Annotated in this window: 18 protein-coding genes and 1 riboswitch; of the genes, 8 read left to right on the top strand and 10 right to left on the bottom strand. The window is 68.6% G+C overall.

Annotation, left to right across the window (positions count from 1 at the left end; genetic code table 11):
* Positions 1-116: 116 nt before the first annotated feature.
* Positions 117-1,310, top strand: a complete 1,194-nt coding sequence (locus ABJK40_RS02925) for a pyridoxal phosphate-dependent aminotransferase (RefSeq protein WP_348478049.1) — start codon at positions 117-119, stop codon at positions 1,308-1,310.
* An 86-nt stretch (positions 1,311-1,396) separates the two neighbouring features.
* Here ABJK40_RS02925 and ABJK40_RS02930 read toward each other — a convergent pair whose 3' ends face one another.
* The 5 genes from ABJK40_RS02930 to cobO form a co-directional block, all read right to left on the bottom strand.
* Positions 1,397-2,335 (bottom strand): DUF368 domain-containing protein, encoded by a 939-nt coding sequence (locus ABJK40_RS02930; protein ID WP_348478048.1) that lies wholly within the window; start codon positions 2,333-2,335, stop codon positions 1,397-1,399.
* A gap of 88 nt (positions 2,336-2,423) precedes the next feature.
* Complete coding sequence (cobS, locus tag ABJK40_RS02935) at positions 2,424-3,203, bottom strand: adenosylcobinamide-GDP ribazoletransferase (RefSeq protein WP_348478047.1); 780 nt, start codon at positions 3,201-3,203, stop codon at positions 2,424-2,426.
* Complete coding sequence (cobT, locus tag ABJK40_RS02940) at positions 3,193-4,209, bottom strand: nicotinate-nucleotide--dimethylbenzimidazole phosphoribosyltransferase (RefSeq protein ID WP_348478046.1); 1,017 nt, start codon at positions 4,207-4,209, stop codon at positions 3,193-3,195. Before cobT ends, cobS begins: the two co-directional genes overlap by 11 nt.
* 177 nt (positions 4,210-4,386) lie before the next feature.
* Entirely contained in the window at positions 4,387-4,923 is a 537-nt protein-coding gene (locus ABJK40_RS02945) for a bifunctional adenosylcobinamide kinase/adenosylcobinamide-phosphate guanylyltransferase (RefSeq protein WP_348478045.1), read from the bottom strand.
* A gap of 19 nt (positions 4,924-4,942) precedes the next feature.
* Positions 4,943-5,578 carry a cob(I)yrinic acid a,c-diamide adenosyltransferase gene (cobO, locus tag ABJK40_RS02950; protein WP_348478044.1) on the bottom strand — a complete coding sequence of 212 codons (636 nt, stop codon included), beginning with the start codon at positions 5,576-5,578 and terminating at the stop codon, positions 4,943-4,945.
* Positions 5,579-5,607: 29 nt separating this feature from the next.
* Positions 5,608-5,760: riboswitch (adenosylcobalamin (AdoCbl) riboswitch) on the top strand.
* Between the two features lie 54 nt (positions 5,761-5,814).
* Between cobO and ABJK40_RS02955 the strand changes: the two genes are divergently transcribed.
* The 6 genes from ABJK40_RS02955 (at position 5,815) to ABJK40_RS02980 (ending at position 12,092) form a co-directional block, all read left to right on the top strand.
* Positions 5,815-6,828: a helical backbone metal receptor gene (locus tag ABJK40_RS02955; protein ID WP_348478043.1), complete on the top strand. Its 1,014-nt coding sequence runs from the start codon at positions 5,815-5,817 to the stop codon at positions 6,826-6,828.
* 200 nt (positions 6,829-7,028) lie between these two features.
* Positions 7,029-8,042 (top strand): iron ABC transporter permease, encoded by a 1,014-nt coding sequence (locus tag ABJK40_RS02960; protein WP_348478089.1) that lies wholly within the window; start codon positions 7,029-7,031, stop codon positions 8,040-8,042.
* Positions 8,039-8,842 (top strand): ABC transporter ATP-binding protein, encoded by an 804-nt coding sequence (locus ABJK40_RS02965; RefSeq protein WP_348478042.1) that lies wholly within the window; start codon positions 8,039-8,041, stop codon positions 8,840-8,842. The genes ABJK40_RS02960 and ABJK40_RS02965 overlap by 4 nt, the downstream gene beginning before the upstream one ends.
* Entirely contained in the window at positions 8,835-9,779 is a 945-nt protein-coding gene (locus ABJK40_RS02970) for an aminotransferase class I/II-fold pyridoxal phosphate-dependent enzyme (protein WP_348478041.1), read from the top strand. Before ABJK40_RS02965 ends, ABJK40_RS02970 begins: the two co-directional genes overlap by 8 nt.
* Positions 9,776-10,720: an adenosylcobinamide-phosphate synthase CbiB gene (gene cbiB, locus ABJK40_RS02975; RefSeq protein WP_348478040.1), complete on the top strand. Its 945-nt coding sequence runs from the start codon at positions 9,776-9,778 to the stop codon at positions 10,718-10,720. The genes ABJK40_RS02970 and cbiB overlap by 4 nt, the downstream gene beginning before the upstream one ends.
* A gap of 4 nt (positions 10,721-10,724) precedes the next feature.
* Positions 10,725-12,092, top strand: a complete 1,368-nt coding sequence (locus ABJK40_RS02980) for a cobyric acid synthase (protein WP_348478039.1) — start codon at positions 10,725-10,727, stop codon at positions 12,090-12,092.
* 22 nt (positions 12,093-12,114) lie between these two features.
* On the opposite strand, the gene ABJK40_RS02985 is transcribed toward ABJK40_RS02980, so the two are convergent.
* The 3 genes from ABJK40_RS02985 to ABJK40_RS02995 all read right to left on the bottom strand — a co-directional run bounded on the left by ABJK40_RS02985 (position 12,115) and on the right by ABJK40_RS02995 (position 14,321).
* Complete coding sequence (locus ABJK40_RS02985) at positions 12,115-12,669, bottom strand: MOSC domain-containing protein (protein WP_348478088.1); 555 nt, start codon at positions 12,667-12,669, stop codon at positions 12,115-12,117.
* Between the two features lie 67 nt (positions 12,670-12,736).
* Positions 12,737-13,849: a hypothetical protein gene (locus ABJK40_RS02990; protein WP_348478038.1), complete on the bottom strand. Its 1,113-nt coding sequence runs from the start codon at positions 13,847-13,849 to the stop codon at positions 12,737-12,739.
* A 97-nt stretch (positions 13,850-13,946) separates the two neighbouring features.
* Positions 13,947-14,321, bottom strand: coding sequence for a VOC family protein (locus ABJK40_RS02995; protein WP_348478037.1), 375 nt, complete (start codon positions 14,319-14,321; stop codon positions 13,947-13,949).
* 116 nt (positions 14,322-14,437) lie between these two features.
* On the opposite strand from ABJK40_RS02995, the gene ABJK40_RS03000 reads away from it, so the two are divergent.
* Positions 14,438-15,202 (top strand): class II aldolase/adducin family protein, encoded by a 765-nt coding sequence (locus ABJK40_RS03000; protein WP_348478036.1) that lies wholly within the window; start codon positions 14,438-14,440, stop codon positions 15,200-15,202.
* Positions 15,203-15,269: 67 nt separating this feature from the next.
* On the opposite strand, the gene ABJK40_RS03005 is transcribed toward ABJK40_RS03000, so the two are convergent.
* Both ABJK40_RS03005 and ABJK40_RS03010 read right to left on the bottom strand, forming a co-directional pair.
* Positions 15,270-16,445, bottom strand: a complete 1,176-nt coding sequence (locus ABJK40_RS03005; protein WP_348478035.1) for a low temperature requirement protein A — start codon at positions 16,443-16,445, stop codon at positions 15,270-15,272.
* Between the two features lie 19 nt (positions 16,446-16,464).
* Complete coding sequence (locus ABJK40_RS03010; protein ID WP_348478034.1) at positions 16,465-17,355, bottom strand: EamA family transporter; 891 nt, start codon at positions 17,353-17,355, stop codon at positions 16,465-16,467.
* Between the last annotated feature and the right edge of the window lie 123 nt (positions 17,356-17,478).

The raw sequence follows: 17,478 nt of genomic DNA on the forward strand, positions 1-17,478 counted from the left end.
ACGGCACCGATCCGACTGGACTTTTCGTCAAGTCCGACACCTGGCCCGTGACGAAGGCCCCCGGGAACGCAATCGGCCGTGAAGTGCGTGGAGGCCCGGTTGTAGCCTCGGCAACCGTGAACCGCGCATCGCAACGCCTGTCCGCCATCCAGCCCTCCGCCACGCTGGCGGTCGACGCCAAGGCCAAGGCCCTCCAGGCCGCCGGTGAGAACGTGATCGGCTTCGGTGCCGGCGAGCCCGACTTCCCGACTCCCGCGCACATCGTCGAGGCCGCGCAGGCGGCGTGCGCCGATCCGAAGAACCACAAGTACTCGCCGGCGGGCGGCCTGCCCGAGATGAAGGACGCGATCGTCGCCAAAACCCTGCGTGACTCGGGGTTCGAGTGCGAGCCGTCGCAGGTCCTCGTCACGAACGGAGGAAAGCACGCGGTCTACACGGCGTTCGCGGCGCTGTGCGACCCCGGCGACGAGGTCATCTGCCCCGCTCCCTACTGGACCACCTATCCCGAGGCGATCACGCTCGCCGGCGGTGTCCCCGTCGTGATCGACACCGACGTGGAAGCCGGCTTCAAGGTCACGATCGAGCAACTCGACGAGGCCAAGACCTCGCGCACGAAGGTGCTGCTGTTCGTCAGCCCCGACAACCCGTCGGGCGCGATCTACTCGCCCGGCGAAGTGAAGGCGATCGGCGAGTGGGCGGTGGAGAACGGCGTGTGGGTGATCACCGACGAGATCTACGAGCACCTCGTCTACGGTGCCAACGAGTTCTCCTCGATGCCGGTGCTCGTCCCCGACCTCGCCGACCAGTGTCTGATCGTCAACGGTGTCGCCAAGACGTATGCGATGACCGGCTGGCGGGTGGGCTGGATGATCGGTCCGAAGGACATCATCGGTGTCTCGACGAGTTTCCAGAGCCACGCGACGTCGAACGTCGCGAACGTCGCCCAGCGGGCCGCGATCGCCGCGTTGAACGGCGGGCTCGACGACGTCCACATGATGCGCGAGGCGTTCACCCGCCGGGCGACGCTGATCCACGGTCTGCTCGGAGACATCGACGGCGTCGTGTGCCCGGAGCCGCAGGGCGCGTTCTACGCGTTCCCGGACCTGCGTGGCCTCCTCGGTCGTTCGTACGGAGGAGTGGAGGCGACCTCGACGCTCGAACTGGCCGACATCGTGCTCGACCAGGCGCGAGTCGCCATCGTGCCCGGTGAGGCGTTCGGCACCCCCGGCTATGCGCGCTTCAGTTTCGCGCTGGGCGATGCCGACATCGAGGAGGGCATCGCCCGCTTCGCTGCCCTCGTCTCCGGCTGATTCCCCGGTCTGCGTGACACCTTCGGCGGTCCTGACCGCCGAAGGTGTCACGCAAACCGGAATGGCGGGTCGGAATGGCGGGTCGGTCAGGCCGAGTGGGGTTCGCCGACCCGGCTGCTCACCCGCTCGACGACGATGACCACCACTGCGCCGGCCACGGCCAGCACGATGGGGAGCACGATGGGGTCGGCGGGAGCGCCGAGGCTGGTGGTGAACGTGCCCCCGGGCCACGGCCAGAGGACGCGCATCGAGCCGATCATCAGGCCGATCATGGCGGCGATCACCCAGTTCCGGTAGTTCTCGAGCAGCCAGTTCAGCAGCGTCGAGAAGAACGCCAGGCCGGTGACGCAACCGAGGACGAACACGAGAAGCGTGAGGATGTCACGGTCGTTCACGGCTCCGAGGACCTCGCTGTACATGCCGAGCATGACCAGGATGAAGGAGCCGGAGATGCCCGGCAGGATCATGGCGCAGATCGCGATCGCTCCGGCGAGGAAGAAGATCCAGAGCGGTTGGGTGACCACCTCGAGGGTTCCCTCGGCCACTTCGGTGTCCTCGCGGAGGCCCAGCAGGAGGAACAGGGCGACGGCGGTGACCGCGATGATGCCGATGGTGACGGCGTCGACGCGGTCGAGCAGGCGGTAGGCGATCCAGATCGTGCCCACGACGAGACCGAAGAACAGCCCGGCCATGGTCTGGGGGTGATCGTTGAGCAGCGTCTCGATCAGTGACGACAGCGCAGCGACGGCGACGAGGATTCCTGCGAGGAGGGTGATCAGCCACACCCATTCGATCTTGCGCAGCGTCTTGCCGAATCCGGCGAGATCGCCCGTGAGCAGTTCCTTGAGGGCGTGGGCGCCGGTGCGGATGTTGCGGATCAGGCGGTCGTAGATCCCCAGCACCAGTGCCACGGTGCCGCCGGAGACGCCGGGCACGATGTCGGCGGCGCCCATGGCGAATCCACGTGCGAACTGCAGTGCATGGCCCGCCGGCGTGGTTCGGGTGTTGGTCGGTGTGTCGGGCACGAGCGACGAGGCTAGCGACGACTGGTCCTCGGGTGTCTCGGTGTGCGATCGACGCGTCGGAACACGTGATGCGACGCAGACGTCGGACTCAGGCCCACCAGGGGGCGTGGTGGATGGCGAGCCCGGACACGATCACGAGCACCACGCACTCGCCGACCTGTTCGATCGCCCCGAGGATGTCACCGCTGACACCGCCGAACGCGCGTCGCGCGATCGACGACACGAGGAGGGCTCCGAGCGCGACGGCCGCCGTGAGCGGTACCACCCACCACCCGACGGCGACGGCACCGAGCAGGATCGAGGCCGTCACCCCGAGCGTGGCGCGAGGGCGGGAGAGTGTCCGGGTGTACTGGCCCGACAACCCGTCGGTCGGGTCGTCCGGAGCGATCGCCATGACGGCGACCGATGCCCCACGTCCGAGCGTGTGGGCGGCCACGAGTCCGGCGAAGGCGGCGGCAGGGCCGAGCGACGCGACGCAGATCACGCGCACCACGATCGTGCTGCACATCGCAGCGACCCCGTAGCTCCCGTGGCGCGAGTCCTTCAGGATCTCGCGTCGCCGCTCGGGCGTCGATCCACCCATCGCATCCGCAGCGTCGGCCAGGCCGTCCTCGTGGAAGGCGCCCGTGATCATCACGCCCACCACCACGGCGACCGCGGCCGCGACCGAGGGAGGAACGACCTCCATGAGTCCGGCGGCCGTTCCCCCGACGATCGCACCGATCAGCGCGCCGGCGACCGGAAACCACGGAACGGAGCCGGGGAGATCGGGCGCCGACGACATGCGGATCGGAATGCGTGTGAGGAACTGCATCGCCGCGAGCAGCCCGAACGGTCGGCGCGGGGGTCGGCTGGGGTCAGACCCCATCCGACCCTCCAACGGATCCGGCGCCGAAGAACTCGTCGAAGGTGGGGACCTCGACCACTCCCGCGCACGCCATCCTCACCAGCGGGACGGCGGCCATCGCTCCCGAGCCCTCGCCGAGACGCATGTCGAGGTCGAGCAACGGTTGTTTGCCGAGTCGGTCGAGCAGCAGGCGGTGCCCGGGTTCGGCGGAGCAGTGTCCGACGATGCAGTGGTCGAGCGCGGCCCCGTTCGCCCGATGGATCGGGAGCATCGCCGACGTGCAGATGTAGCCGTCGAGCACGACCGGGATCGAGCGATGTCTCGCTGCGACGCATGCGGCCGCCATGCCGACCAGTTCCGAACCACCCACTTCGCGCAGGATCTCCATCGGGTCGATCACACCGGCGATCCGTCGCACGGACTCCTGGACCGCAGCACGCTTGCGGGCCAGGCCGTCGTCGTCAACGCCGGTTCCCCGCCCGACCCACACCGTGGCTTCGCCGCCTGCGAAGGCCGCGGCGATCGCCGCCGCAGCGGTGGTGTTCCCGATGCCGAGTTCGCCCAGCACGAGCAGGTCGCCGTCGAGTGCGTCGACGGCGTCGAAGGCGATGCGGGTGATCTCGTCGAAACGCTCGCGGGACAGTGCCGCCTCGACGCGCATGTCGCCGGTCGGTTCGCCGACGCCGACGTCGACGGCGGTGACCGTGGCTCCCGCCGAGCGGGCGAAGGCGTTGATGGTGGCCTTGCCCTGCCGGGTCGCGGCGAGCATCGCGGCCGTCACGTCGCTCGGATAGTTGCTCACTCCGGCGGCGGTCACGCCGTGGTCGCCGGCGAAGACCAGGACGCTGGGCCGCTCGACCGTCGGTGTCACCGAGCGTTGCCAGCCGGCCTTCCAGACAGCGACGTCGTCCAGCCAGGCGAGCGCACCGGCCGGGCGCAGGACGTTCGACGCCCGCGTCCGCACCGCCTCGATCGCAGCCGAGTCCGGCGCGGGAAGCGCGACGAGTCGATCCGCCAACAACGTCATCGTCGGCGAGTGTGCCAGATCCGGTGGCCCACCGACCTGTTCCGATTGGTTCAGAACCAGAAGGACCGACCGGTGTCCCAGGTCGAGTTGGTCCGTTTCATTCAGAACCAGAGGGACCGACCGGTGTCCGAGGTCGAGTCGGTCCGTTTCATTCAGAACCAGAAGGACCGACTCGGATCAGAGGTGTGACCAGGGGTCGGTGAGGGGGAGGGCTCGGCCGGCGACGAGGAGCAGGGCGGTGTCGGCCGCGGCGGCCCACTGCTGGTTGACCCAGCCCAGCACGTCGCGGTAGCGGCGACCGAGATCGGTCTCGGGGTGGATGCCGAGCCCCACCTCGTTGGTGATCACGACCGTCGGTTCAGCCCGTGCCGCGGCCGCAGCGACGGCATCGGCGGAACGCGACCGGATCTCGTCGTCGCTCAGATCGCGCCACATCAGGTTCGACGTCCACAACGTGAGGCAGTCGACGATCGCGAGACCCGAGTCCACGCCGCGCAGGGCGCCGACCAGATCGATCTCCTCCTCGATCGTCGACCACTCCGGCGGACGCTCGCCCCGGTGCCGTTCGACGCGGTCGGCCATGTCGTCGTCGAGCACCGGCGCCGTGGCGATGTAGGTGACCGAGATCCCGGCGGCGTGATGCCGATGGCCGATGTCGATTGCGAGCGAACTCTTGCCGCTGCGGGCCCCTCCGATCAGCAGTGTGAGCGACATGGGAGCCGACGCAACGGACTCAGAAGTCGATGCCGCGCAGGGCGCGGATGCCGGATGCGTATGCGTGCTTGACCTCGGTCATCTCCGTCACCGTGTCGGCGAGTTCCACCAGGTCGGGGTGGGCATCGCGGCCCGTGACGATCACGTTGACGTGGCGGGGTCGGTCACGGATCGGGCCGACGATCTCGTCGATGTCGAGCCAGCCGTACGTGGCGAGATACGTCAGCTCGTCGAAGATCACCAACTGGTGCTCACCGGCTGCGAGGAGCTCCTTCGCCTGCGCCCAGCCCTCTGCCGCGATCCGCTTGTCGTTGCTCAGATCGTCGGAATCCCAGGTGAAACCGTCGCCGCACGACACCCAGTGGACGCCCAACTCCTTGCCCATCTTCTCCTCGCCGGTGTTCCACTTGCCGGACTTGATGAACTGCACGACGGCCACGTTCCAGTCCCGTGCGAGCGCCCGCAACATCATCCCGAACGCTGACGACGACTTGCCCTTCCCGTTGCCGGTGTTGACCACGACGAGCGAGTCGGCTCGACGCAACCCGTCGGGGCGAGGATCCTCGCGCGGGGCGAGCTCACCGGTCTCCGGGTCGATCGTGGCCTCGGTCGTGGCGTCGGTCGTGGTGGGGTTGGTGTCGGTGGCGTCGGTCATGGAATGGGGGAGGCTACGCAGCGCGCACTAGTGTGTCGAATTGTTCTCGTCAGAGCGAAGTCCGGTGTGATCCCGGCACTGTCCCGCAACGGTGATGACCCGGCCGCACGGCCGAGTCGAGTCCGGTCGCCTCGGTCGAGAACGCGACAGACAATCCCTCGAGGCAAGGGACGGTTCGCACCGCAGGCCTCGGCCTGCGATGGACCCAGCTTGTCCTCCACTCACATGGAGGAACCATGCAGACACATCACCACCACCGGAACATCCGGATACTGATCGGCGCCGTCGCCGGTCTCTCGCTCGTCGTCGCGGCGTGCGGCAGCGACTCCGAGGACGCGACACCCGTGGACGACGGAGCCGTCGCCACCACCGACATGGACATGAACGACGACGTCCACATGGATCCCGACATGGAGGACGACGAGGCCGTGGCCGCAGGAACGACGGAGGGAGCGGCCGCCGAGGGTGACGTTCCGGAGCGCATCGTGTCGCTCAGCCCGACCCACACCGAGATCCTCTTCGCGATCGGCGCGGGTGACCAGGTGGTCGCCGTCGACGACTTCTCGAACTTCCCCGCCGAAGCACTGGACCTGCCGAACGAGTTGTCGGGCTTCGAGCCGAACATCGAAGCGATCGCTGCGTACGAGCCGGACCTCGTCGTGCTGAGCGACGACGGTGCCGTCGCCCAGTTGGAGGATCTCGGCATCGCGACGTGGGTCGGTCCGTCGGCGACGACCTTCGACGACTCCTACGCCCAGATCGAACAGCTCGGTGCGGCCACCGGCCACGTCGGCGATGCCGCCGAAGTCGTCCTGTCGATGCAGACCCGCATCGACGAACTCGTCGCCGACGCACCGGCGTCCGACACTCCGCTGACGTACTTCCACGAACTCGATCCCTCGTTGTTCAGCGTCACGTCCGACACCTTCATCGGCCAGCAGTACGAACTGCTCGGGCTCACCAACATCGCCGGATCGAGCGTGGACGGCGGGGGCAACCAGTACCCGCAGCTCAACGCCGAAACCGTGATCGCAGCGAACCCCGACCTGATCTTCCTCGCCGACACGAAGTGCTGCGGCGAGAACGCAGCGACCGTGGCCGAGCGTGACGGCTGGGCGGAGATCGCAGCGGTCCAGAACGGGAACGTGATCGAGATGGACGACGACATCGCATCGCGTTGGGGCCCGCGCATCGTCGACTACATGGAGGCGATCGCCGCGGCCGTCGAGCAGGCCTCGGTGCCGGCCTGACCGGTCTCGGGGTGTCGACGGGGGACCTCGGCAACCGACACCCGGAGACGGGCGAGGGGCCGTCACCCGCCGACACCATCCACATCACCGCAGCGACCGACGCGACCGCACCGATCGCGGACACCGACACGAACGCACCCATCGACACGACGGTGTTCGACGGCACGGAGGCACACGCCGACGCACACGCGCGCGATCGCGTGTGGTTCGTCGGCGGCGGCCTGCTGCTCGTGGTCGCCATTCTCTTCGGAGCGTCGATCGGACCGGCGGGCCCGGCGTGGTGGCGTGTACCGCTCGAACTGATGGACCGGTTGCCACTGCTGGCGATCGACTCGGGCGTGACCGACGCCGAGTGGAACATCGTGTGGAGGATCCGCATGCCGCGGGTGCTGCTCGGTGCGCTGGTCGGCGGCATGTTGTCGATCGCCGGCGCCGGATATCAGGGCGTGTTCCGCAACCCACTCGTCGACCCGTACCTGCTCGGGGCCGCCTCGGGTGCCGGACTCGGTGCGACGATCGCGATCGTCGTGCGGGGCGGTGCCTTGAACGACTGGCCGGTCAATCCCGTCCCCGCCGTCGCGTTCGTCTTCGCCGTGGCGACGGTGCTGGTCACCTACGTCGTCGGAGCGTCGTTCGGCGGCGGTCGCACGGGCACCACGCTGGTCCTCGCCGGTGTGGCGGTGGTGTCGTTCACGTCCGCCGTCCAGACGTTCGTGCTCCGCCGCAACCTCGACGTGATCCGAGAGGTCTTCGAGTGGATCCTCGGCAGCCTGTCGGGAGCCACGTGGAGCGACGTGAGACTGTGCGCGCCGTACGTGGTGGTGTGTTCGATCGTGCTGATCCTGCACCGTCGTCACCTCGACGTGTTCCGCGTCGGCGACGACGAGGCCGCAACGCTCGGAGTGTCGATCCGCCGGACACGGCTGGTCATCGTCGTCGCCGCGACGCTCGGGACGGCAGCGGTCGTGTCGGTCAGCGGGTTGATCGGCTTCGTCGGTCTCGTGGTGCCTCACGTGGTGCGGCTGATCGCTGGGTCCCGGAACCGGCGCGTGCTTCCGCTGTCGCTGATGGGTGGCGCGACGTTCCTCGTGCTCGCCGACGTTCCCGGACGCATCCTCGAGAGTCCGGCCGAGACGCCGATCGGCGTCGTCACGGCCTTCCTCGGTGCGCCCTTCTTCATCTACCTGATCCGTCGTCGAGGGATCAGCGGGTGAGCGAACTGTCGTTGCAGGACGTCGCCGTGTCCTACGGGCGACGGGTGGCGGTGGAACCGTTCTCCGACACGATCGCACCGGGGGAGTGGGTCGGGCTGATCGGGCCCAACGGCGCCGGGAAGTCGTCGCTGCTCCGGTCGATCGCCGGACTGGTGAGACACGCCGGCTCGATCGAGGTCGACGGGACCCGCCTCGGCGACCTCAAGGATCGCGAACGGGCGCAGCGCGTCGCATACGTGCCCCAGGAGCCGCTGATCCCCGACGACATGACGGTCACCGACTACGTCCTGCTTGGTCGCACGCCGTACATCGGCTACTGGTCGAGCGAGTCGAAGCACGATCGTGACGTGGTCGCCGACACGCTCGAGCGCCTCCGGCTGGGCGAGTTCGCCCCCCGCCTGCTCGGTGCTCTGAGCGGCGGCGAACGGCAACGTGTCGTGCTCGCTCGGGCGCTCGCGCAGGAGGCTCCGATCCTGCTGCTCGACGAACCGACCTCGGCGTTGGACATCGGGCACCAGCAGCAGGCGCTCGAACTCGTGACCGAGCTCCGACACGCGCAGGCGCTGACGGTGATCTCCGCGTTGCACGACCTGACGCTCGCCGGCACCTACACCGACCGGTTGGTGATGCTCCACGAAGGTCGCGTCGTCGCCTCCGGTTCGGCTGCCGACGTGCTGACGGCAGAGCGACTCGGTGAGGTGTACAACGTCTGCGTGACCGTGGACGTCGACCCGCACGACGGTGCGGTGATCGTCGTTCCACGCCGCGGCTTCCCCGTCGAGTCGCCGACGGATGCGTGACTCGGGTCGGATGCCGGAGCAGGTCGGCAGCAGCCGGCACGGGGGAGACGCTGCGGCGGTGGCCCGGGCGCTCGGCGTCGACCGGTCGTCGCTGATCGATCTGTCGATGAGCATGAACCCGGTGGCTCCCGACGTCCGTCGGGTTCTCGCCGACCGACTGGACACCATCGCCGACTACCCCGACCCGACCGACGCGACTCGTGCCATGGCCGACGTGCTCAAGGTGGACCGCTCGCTGGTGGTGCTCACGAACGGTGGCTCCGAGGCCATCGCCCTGGTGGCGTCGACGATGCCGGCCGGCCACGTGGTGGCGCCGGAGTTCTCGCTGTACGAACGTCACCTCGACGAACTGGACCCGAACGCGCCGAGGTGGCGGTCGAATCCGTCGAACCCGCTCGGTCGGTTGGCCGACGACGGCGAGACCGCCTCGGTCTGGGACGAAGCCTTCTGGCCGATCGCCACGGGCACCTGGACAAGTCGGCGTCTCGACGGTGAGGGCGTGTGGCGGCTCGGGTCGCTGACGAAGCTGTGGGCGTGCCCCGGCCTGCGTCTCGGCTACGTGATCGCACCCGACGAGCGGTCGGCCGACGTGATCAGGAACCGACAGCCACGGTGGTCGGTGTCGTCGCCCGCGATCGCCGTGGTCGAGCCGATGCTGGCCGAGACCGACCTGGCTTCGTGGTCGTCGGCGATCGCCGATCTGCGCCGGTCGTTCGCCGAGGCGCTGCGCGCCCTCGGGTTCCATGCGCGGGACACGTCCGTCAACTGGGTGCTGGTCGAGATGGAACCGGGGCTTCGGGAGCGCCTGATCCCGCACGGAGTCGTGGTGCGCGACTGCACCGACTTCGGTCTGATCGACGTGTCGCGGGTCGCCGTCCCACGGCGCGACGAGGTCGATCGGGTACTGCGAGCGTTCGAACGGGTCCGGTCGGCGTGAGTGCGTCGGCCGCTGCCGTCGGCGCCGTGATCGACCGAGTGCTCGGAGAGCCACCGACGAGATGGCACCCGGTCGTGCGGTTCGCCGAGGTGATGGACGCGGTCGAGGCGCGGTACTGGGCTGACGATCGACGCTCGGGGTTCGCGTACGCAGCGAGCGGCGTGGCCGTCGGCGTCGTTCCGGCGCTGCTGCTCCGTCGTGTCGCCGGTGCGCCGGTCGCCACAGCTCTCGCGTCGGGCGCTGCGATCGCCGGGGCGATGCTGGAGCGTGAGGCGTGCAGGGTCGGTGCCGCCCTCCAGGGCGACGACCTCGACGTCGCACGCCGGGCAGTGGCCCGGCTCGTCGGGCGCCGGACCGACATGCTCGACGCCACCGAGGTCACCCGGGCGGTCATCGAGACCGTCGCGGAGAACACCGTCGATGCGGTGACCGCCACGCTGTTCTGGGCGACGGTCGGCGGGTCCCCGGGTGCTCTCGTCCATCGTGCGGTCAACACGATGGATGCGATGGTCGGTCACCGCACCGATCGCCACGAACGGTTCGGCTGGGCGAGTGCCCGTCTGGATGACGCGATGAACTGGCTGCCGGCGCGCCTCACGGTCGCCGCCGTCGTGATCGCCGCTCCGTCGCGGGCCACCGACGTGTGGCGAACCGTCCGTCGTGACGCCGGGAAGCACCCGTCGCCCAATGGCGGGGTCGTCGAGGCCGCGTTCGCCGCGTCGCTCGGCGTCCGCCTCGGTGGCACGAACGTCTACGAGGGGGTTGCCGAGGACCGGGGCGAACTGGGTGACGGGCGTGCGCCGGTCGCACACGACGTCGGTCGCGCGGTCGCGTTGGCGCGTCGGGTGACGCTGGTGTTCGCCGTGGGCGGCATCGTCGCCGAACGCGGAGTTCGACGGGCGAGAGGTGCCTCGCTCGGACGCAGCCGTCGGCGAGACTGACGCGATGACTCCACTGATGGTGCTGGGCTGCACCTCCGATGCGGGCAAGTCGCTGCTCGTGACGGCACTGTGCCGCTGGTTCGCGCGAGAGGGGGTCAGGGTCGCTCCGTTCAAGGCGCAGAACATGTCGAACAACGCGCGCGTCGTGCGCGGGGGCGAGATCGGCGTGGCCCAGTGGCTCCAGGCGAAGGCGGCGCGGGTGGAACCGGACCTGCGGATGAACCCGGTGCTGCTGAAGCCCGAGGCCGACACCCGCAGCCAGGTGATCGTGCGTGGCGTCGTGGACCTGGAACTGACGAACACGCCGTGGAACGATCGCCACGACGCCCTCTGGACGCCGATGGCGGAGTCGTTCGATTCGCTCGCCGCCGAGTTCGACCTCGTCGTGATCGAAGGTGCGGGGAGCCCCGCCGAGATCAACCTGCGCGATCAGGTGAACAATCGCATGATCGAACACGCCGACGCCGCAGGGCTGCTCGCAGTCGACATCGACCGCGGTGGCGCCTTCGCCCACCTGTTCGGCACGTGGTCGCTGGTGCCGGAGTCCACCCGCGACCGCCTCGCCGGTTTCGTCCTCAACCGCTTTCGCGGTGACGCCTCGTTGCTGGCACCAGGCCCCGAGATGTTGGTGGCGATGACGGGCATGGAAGCCGCCGGCGTGGTCCCGATGCTCCGTCACGACCTGCCGCAGGAGGAGGGTGCCCGTGACTCCTCGTCGGCACCCCGCGGTGCGCCCAGGGTCGTGATCCCGAGGCTTCCGTTCGGTTCGAATCTCGACGAGTTCCATCTCCTCGGCCATGCTGCCGACGTCCGCTGGGCATCGCATCCCGGTCGATTCACACGGCTCGACCCCGACCGCGATGCGATCATCCTCCCCGGCTCGAAACATCTCGCCGCCGACCTCGCGTGGATGCGCTCGAACGGGATCGACCAGGCGATCGTCGCCGCGGCCCGACACGGCGTCCGGGTGATCGGGGTGTGCGGGGGAGCGATGATGCTCGGCGTCGAGATCGTCGACCCACACGGCGTGGAAGGTCCGCCCGGATCGATCGTGGCCGGGCTCGGGTTGATGGACCACTCGACGGTGATGGGCGCGGAGAAGCTCACGACGTTCGGCGTGATCGAGGCGTTCGGCGCAACCTACTCGGGGTACGAGATCCGCTTCGGTGAACTGACGAACGATCTGCGGTTCGGCGTCGACGGCAACGTCACCGCGACGACCGTGCACGGTCTGTTCGAGCATCCGGACTTCATCGAGGCGGTGCTCGGTGTGCGCGTCGAACCGGTGCTGGAGCCGACGTTCGAGTTGCTGGCCGACGCCGTCGAGGAACACCTCGACACCGACCTGCTCCGGCGGCTCGTCGCCGGTTGACCGGTCCGATCCTCTACGCAGGTCAGATCGCGTTCATCGCCTGAGGTTCGCCGGCGGGTGGCGCAACCAGGACCGAGTCGCCGGCGGCGACGACGCCACCGTGGATCACCACGGCCATCACGCCGGTCTTGCGGAGCAGCTTGCCGTCGGCGTCCCGACCGAGCATCTCTCCCTGCAGACCCTCGGCGAACGCCCCGATCTGCACGCACGGGTTGCGGAGCCCCGTGAGCGTCAGGATCGCGTCGCCGATGCGGATCGATGTGCCGACCGGGAGCGAGATGAGGTCGAGGCCGACGGTGGTGATGTTCTCCCCGAGGTCGCCCGGCGCCACGCCGTAGCCCTTCGCGTTCACCTCGTCCAGCAGTTCGGACGCGATGAGGTGCACCTGTCGGAGGTTGGGTTGCAGTGGGTCCTTCGCCACACGCGACCGGTGCTTCACGCGCGCACCCATGTGTGCGTCACCCTCCACGCCGAGTCCGGCGAGCAGCATGATCGACTCGACGGTCGTCTTGGAGAACTCGTGGTCCCGGGCCCGATGTACCGCCACGACCCGGCTGCCACTCGGATCGAACGACATCGACGTCATGGTTCGAAGCTACCGCCGCGTCCGACGCTCCCCGGACGGGTCCGGAGCACGAACGATGTCAGGGGATCCTCGCCAGACTCCGGAATCGTCCGGACGTCGCAGCGACGGTCACCGCGATCAGTGACCCTGCGAGAACCGCGAGTCCCATCGCCCGGGCCTGGCCTCCAGTGGCATCGTCGATCGCCGAGACGACCATCGCCACGGCCGCAGCGAGCCAGCCGACCGCGGCGATCCGAAGGGACACACGCTCGACGTGGGTCAGATCGGGATCGTCGGCAACCGCGGTCGAAGGAGCTCCGTCATCACGCATGAGCTTCTCGATCCACCGAACCGGAGAGGTCACGGCGAGGACCACGGCCGGGGCCCACACGAGCACGACGGCTGCGAGCGCGACGCTCCCCGAGACCGTCATGCCCTGCCCCTGGTCGAGTCCGACGACGATGGCGTCTCCCGAGTACACGGCCAGTGCCGTGGTCAGGAGCGCCAGAAGTGCCTTCACGTACCGCAGCACCAGTTCACGGAGTCGCAGGACGTGGCGGGCCATCCCGTACTCGACCTTCGCGACCTCTTCGAGCAGGGTTCGGCTCGTCGCCGCTGCCAGCTCGAAGAGGCCATCCGCTCGCCCCACGTCGTCGGGACCGGAGTCGAGCCCCGGGTACACCTGGAGTTGACGGTCGACGCGGCGCCTGGATGTGTCGTTGGCCGGCACCAGCAGTTCGACGATGCGGGGGTCGTTCCGACTGTCGGAGAGTTGGTCCCGAGCGGTCGGGCCGAGTTCGTCGGAGGGGAGCTTGAGCGAGGTCAGCGTGAAGCGAGGCGTGAACACATCCCGGCCGTCACCACCCAGGTGGTTGGCGTGGAAGTAGAAGCGCGTCAGATCCGCGAACAGCAGCCAGAGGGCGACGACGGGGACGGCGAGCATCGCGACGACACCGACGACGAGCGCGATGTCCACGAATCCGACCCCGTCGATCAGCAGCGATCGAAGCACACCCGAGACCGAGTCGCGGGCGACGACCGGCAGGACGACGAGGAGACCCGCACCCGACAACATGCCCACGGCGATTCGATGGATCGTCGAGAGCCGGACCTCGCACCGAGCGACGAACGCACGCGCCGCCGCACGCTCGTCGACCGTCAAGGTCGCACGCTCGTCACCGGGGAGGCTCACGGCCCAAGTATCGCCGTCGGATGCCTGCGGCGGGAGGATGGGCGCTCGACGAGGCGTCCTGCGAGGCCGAATCAGGCGGCCGGGTCAGGCGGCCGGGTCAGGCGGTGTCGGGTCGATCGACGCCGAGGACGTTGCCGCTGGGATCACTGAAGTGGAACCGTCGGCCGCCTGGGTAGTCGAAGGGTTGCGTGACGATCCGGCCACCGCCGGCGGTGACCGACGCGAGTGCGTCGTCCAGTTCGTGGGACTGGAACAACAGGAGTGGACCGATCGAACTCTCGTCGTCGTCCGTCGGCGTCGGGGCCGGGGCGGCCTCGGTGGTGAGGCCGACCTCGAGGCCAGACGCATCGGCGGAGGCATACGTCGGGCCGTAGTCCGTCCACGCCCAACCGAAGGCGTCGGTGTAGAACGCCTTGGTCGCGGCGAGGTCCGTGGCGGGGAGTTCGACGTAGTTCAGTGTCGGGTGGTTCATGTCCCCACCGTACGGATCTCGACCGACAACGAACTGGCGGAGGTCCTCGACCGTGTGAGTCGTGCGTGACGCGGCCGCTCCGACCGGCGTCCGGATGCGTGCCTACGCTGGGTGCCATGAGTGACGACAGCGAGTACCCGGGCTTCGACGGCGTGGAGCCGATGGATGCGGTCCGGTCGATCGACGACGAGCGACAGCACCGCAAGGAGATGGCGGCGGCGGGTTACCGGATCTTCGCAGCGCAGCGATGGGGCCAACTCGGCGACGGTCACGTGTCCGCGCGTGACCCTGAGTTGCTCGACCACTTCTGGCTGCTCGACTGGGGCGTTCCGTTCCGTTCGGCGACGGCGGACCGCATGGTGCTGGTCGGCCCGGGCGGCGAGGTGAAGGATGCCGACGGGAACTCGACGGGCGCCGTGAACACGGCTGGCTACAACATCCACGCTCCGGTTCTCGCCGCTCGGCCGGACATCGTGTCGGCCGCTCACACGCACACCCAGTTCGGTACGCCGTGGTCGGCGAACGTCGAGCCGTTGCGCGCGCTGAGCCAGGAGTCGTGTGCGTTCGTGTTCGATCAGGCGATGTTCGACGACGAGGAGGTCGAGGTGCTCTCCATCGACGGCGGCAAGCGCATCGCGGCAGCCGTCGGCGACGCCAAGCTGTGCATCCTGCGCAACCACGGTTTCCTCACCGTCGGGACGTCGGTCGAGGCGGCGGTCGCCTGGTTCGTCATGGCCGAACGCGTCGCCGAGGTCCACGTCAAGGCACCCGACGGACGCGCGATCAGCGACGAGGCGGCTCACATCGCGGCCGCCACGTTGTCTCCCGAACACGCCGCGTGGCGCGTGTTCCAGTGGCTGCGCCGCTCCCTCGACACCTGATCCATCCGGTGTCAGACACCGGATGACGGACAACCAAATGGTGTCTGACACCGGATGACAGGTCGGGTCAGTGGGCGTGGTGGATCTTCGGGTCGCTCGGGCGGACCTCGATGCGGAGGTGTTCGGCGACGAGCACGGCGATCACCACGACGTCGATCACGACGATGAGCCACACGGCCTCGACCGACCCGGCCAGCGCCAGGACGCCGGTGATCACGGCCATCGCGATCAGTCGTTCGCGGGCAACAGCACGGAACGCTCGCCACACACCGATGTTGATGCCACCGAAGAAGCACAGGATGCCGGCGAGCAGCATCATCCGGTAGGCGAGCGGGAGGGGGTCGCCGGGGTGCAGGGCCGCTTCCTCGATCCCGACGGCGATCAGGATCACCCCGGCGACGATCGGCATGTGTGCGTAGGTGTAGCCGTCGCGGGCGAAGCGTCCGCGGGGCCGGCTGTCGAGTTCCTCGGCGTGGTGTTCGAGTGCGGGTTGGACGCGATCGAAGTACGACCACCACAGCAAGCCCGCCGCGATGCCGGTGGCAGCGAGTGCGGCCACCGTCTCGCCGGCGAATCCGCCGCCCTCCTCCGACAGCGGGTCGACCACGGCGTTGCCGAGTGCGACGATGACCTCGCCGAGGGCGATGATGATGATCAGACCGTGCCGTTCGGCGAAGTGCCCCGGGCGGATCGTCCACTCGCCCTGGCCTGCCTTGATCGTGGCCCACAGGACGACGAGGAACGCCGCGATCCAGACGACGTACCGCGCCGTTCCGTCGACGATCCCGCCCGCCACCAGCGTGATCATCGCAATGGTGTTCGGTATCGAGTATCGGATCGTCGTCGCTCGCGCCGCCGTTCCGCGCTCGGTCGACGAGACCAACACGCCGTTCGCCATCAGGAAGATCACAGCCAGTGGGACGGCGAACAGGAGGCCGCTGTCGTCGAACGCGGTCTCCACTGCGGCGGCCATCGGCACACTCGCAGCGGTGGCGACGAGGAACCCGACCCGGACCGAGCGCTGGTTGCCGGGCACGGCATTCGCCGACCAGGAGAACTGAGACCAGACGGCCCAGAGCAGCAGGAAGATCAGTGTCGCCTTGCCGACGTGCTCCCAATCCGGGTGCACGATCAACAGGTGGACGAGTTGGGAGAACGCGAAGACGAACGCGAGGTCGAAGAAGAGTTCGACCGGGTCGGCGGTGAAGTCTTCGGTCTTCTCGGGGACCACGATGCCGCGCACGGTCGAGAATGTAGATCGTTCAGCCGAACGCCACCACCCCGACGATTCCCACGAGCACGACGGCACTGGCGACGAACTCGGGCCTCGTGTGCCGTTCGCGTAGCCACATCGCGGAGATCGCGAAGGCGAGCACCAGTTCGACCTGGCCGAGCGTGCGCACTCTCGTCGCGTCGGTCAGGGTGACCGCGACGGCCCAGCACGTGGACCCGGCGATGCTGAGCACCCCGACGGGAATCGCCGGACGCCAGTGCGTGACGACCGAGCGCAGTCCCGTGCGGTCCGTGATCGCCAACTGGGCACCGTTGACGACGGTCTGGATGCCGAGCATCACCGTCAGCGTCAGCAACGCCCGGTTACAGGTGGGGAGGTCGCCGAGTGAGTTCGACGCGGCGCGGATCCCGGTCGCGGCGAGTGCGAATCCTGCAGCAGCGAGCACGCCCATCGAGGCAGCGGGGTCACCGGCGAGGCGGAGGATGTCGGTGATCCGGTCGGGTGCGGCCAGCCACGCCACGCCGATCACGCAGACGACGGCGCTGATCCAACCGAGCGGAGCCAGAGGCTCGCCGAGTGCGACGGCCGAGACGACGGCGACGATGATCACCTCGGTCTTGGCGTAGACGGTGCCGACCGCGAAGTCGCGCATCCGGAACGACCGCAGCAGCGCGATCGTTCCCAGGATCTGAGCGACTCCCGCGCCGGCGATGATCGGCCAGAACCGCGGGGGAGGCGTCGGCAACTCGGCTCGTGCGACCCCGAACGTGACGATGCTCGCCAGGACCGCGAACGGGAAGCCGTAGGCATACCGGACGAATCCCGCGGGGACGATGTCGAGGACCCGTCGCAGGTCGTGTTGGCGCGCCGTCCGCAGGATCTGGAAGGTCGCCGCAGCCAGCGTGATCGGAATCCACATGGTGTCTCAACATTCGGGACGTTCGTACCGAATGTTGAGAGCATATCAAACGGTGTCAGACACGGATCGACAGACACGGGATGACAGACGGGATGACAACCAGACGGTGTCCGACACCGTGTG

It is taken from the genome of Ilumatobacter sp. (assembly GCF_039969435.1).
In the GTDB taxonomy this organism is placed as follows: Bacteria; Actinomycetota; Acidimicrobiia; order Acidimicrobiales; family Ilumatobacteraceae; genus Ilumatobacter_A.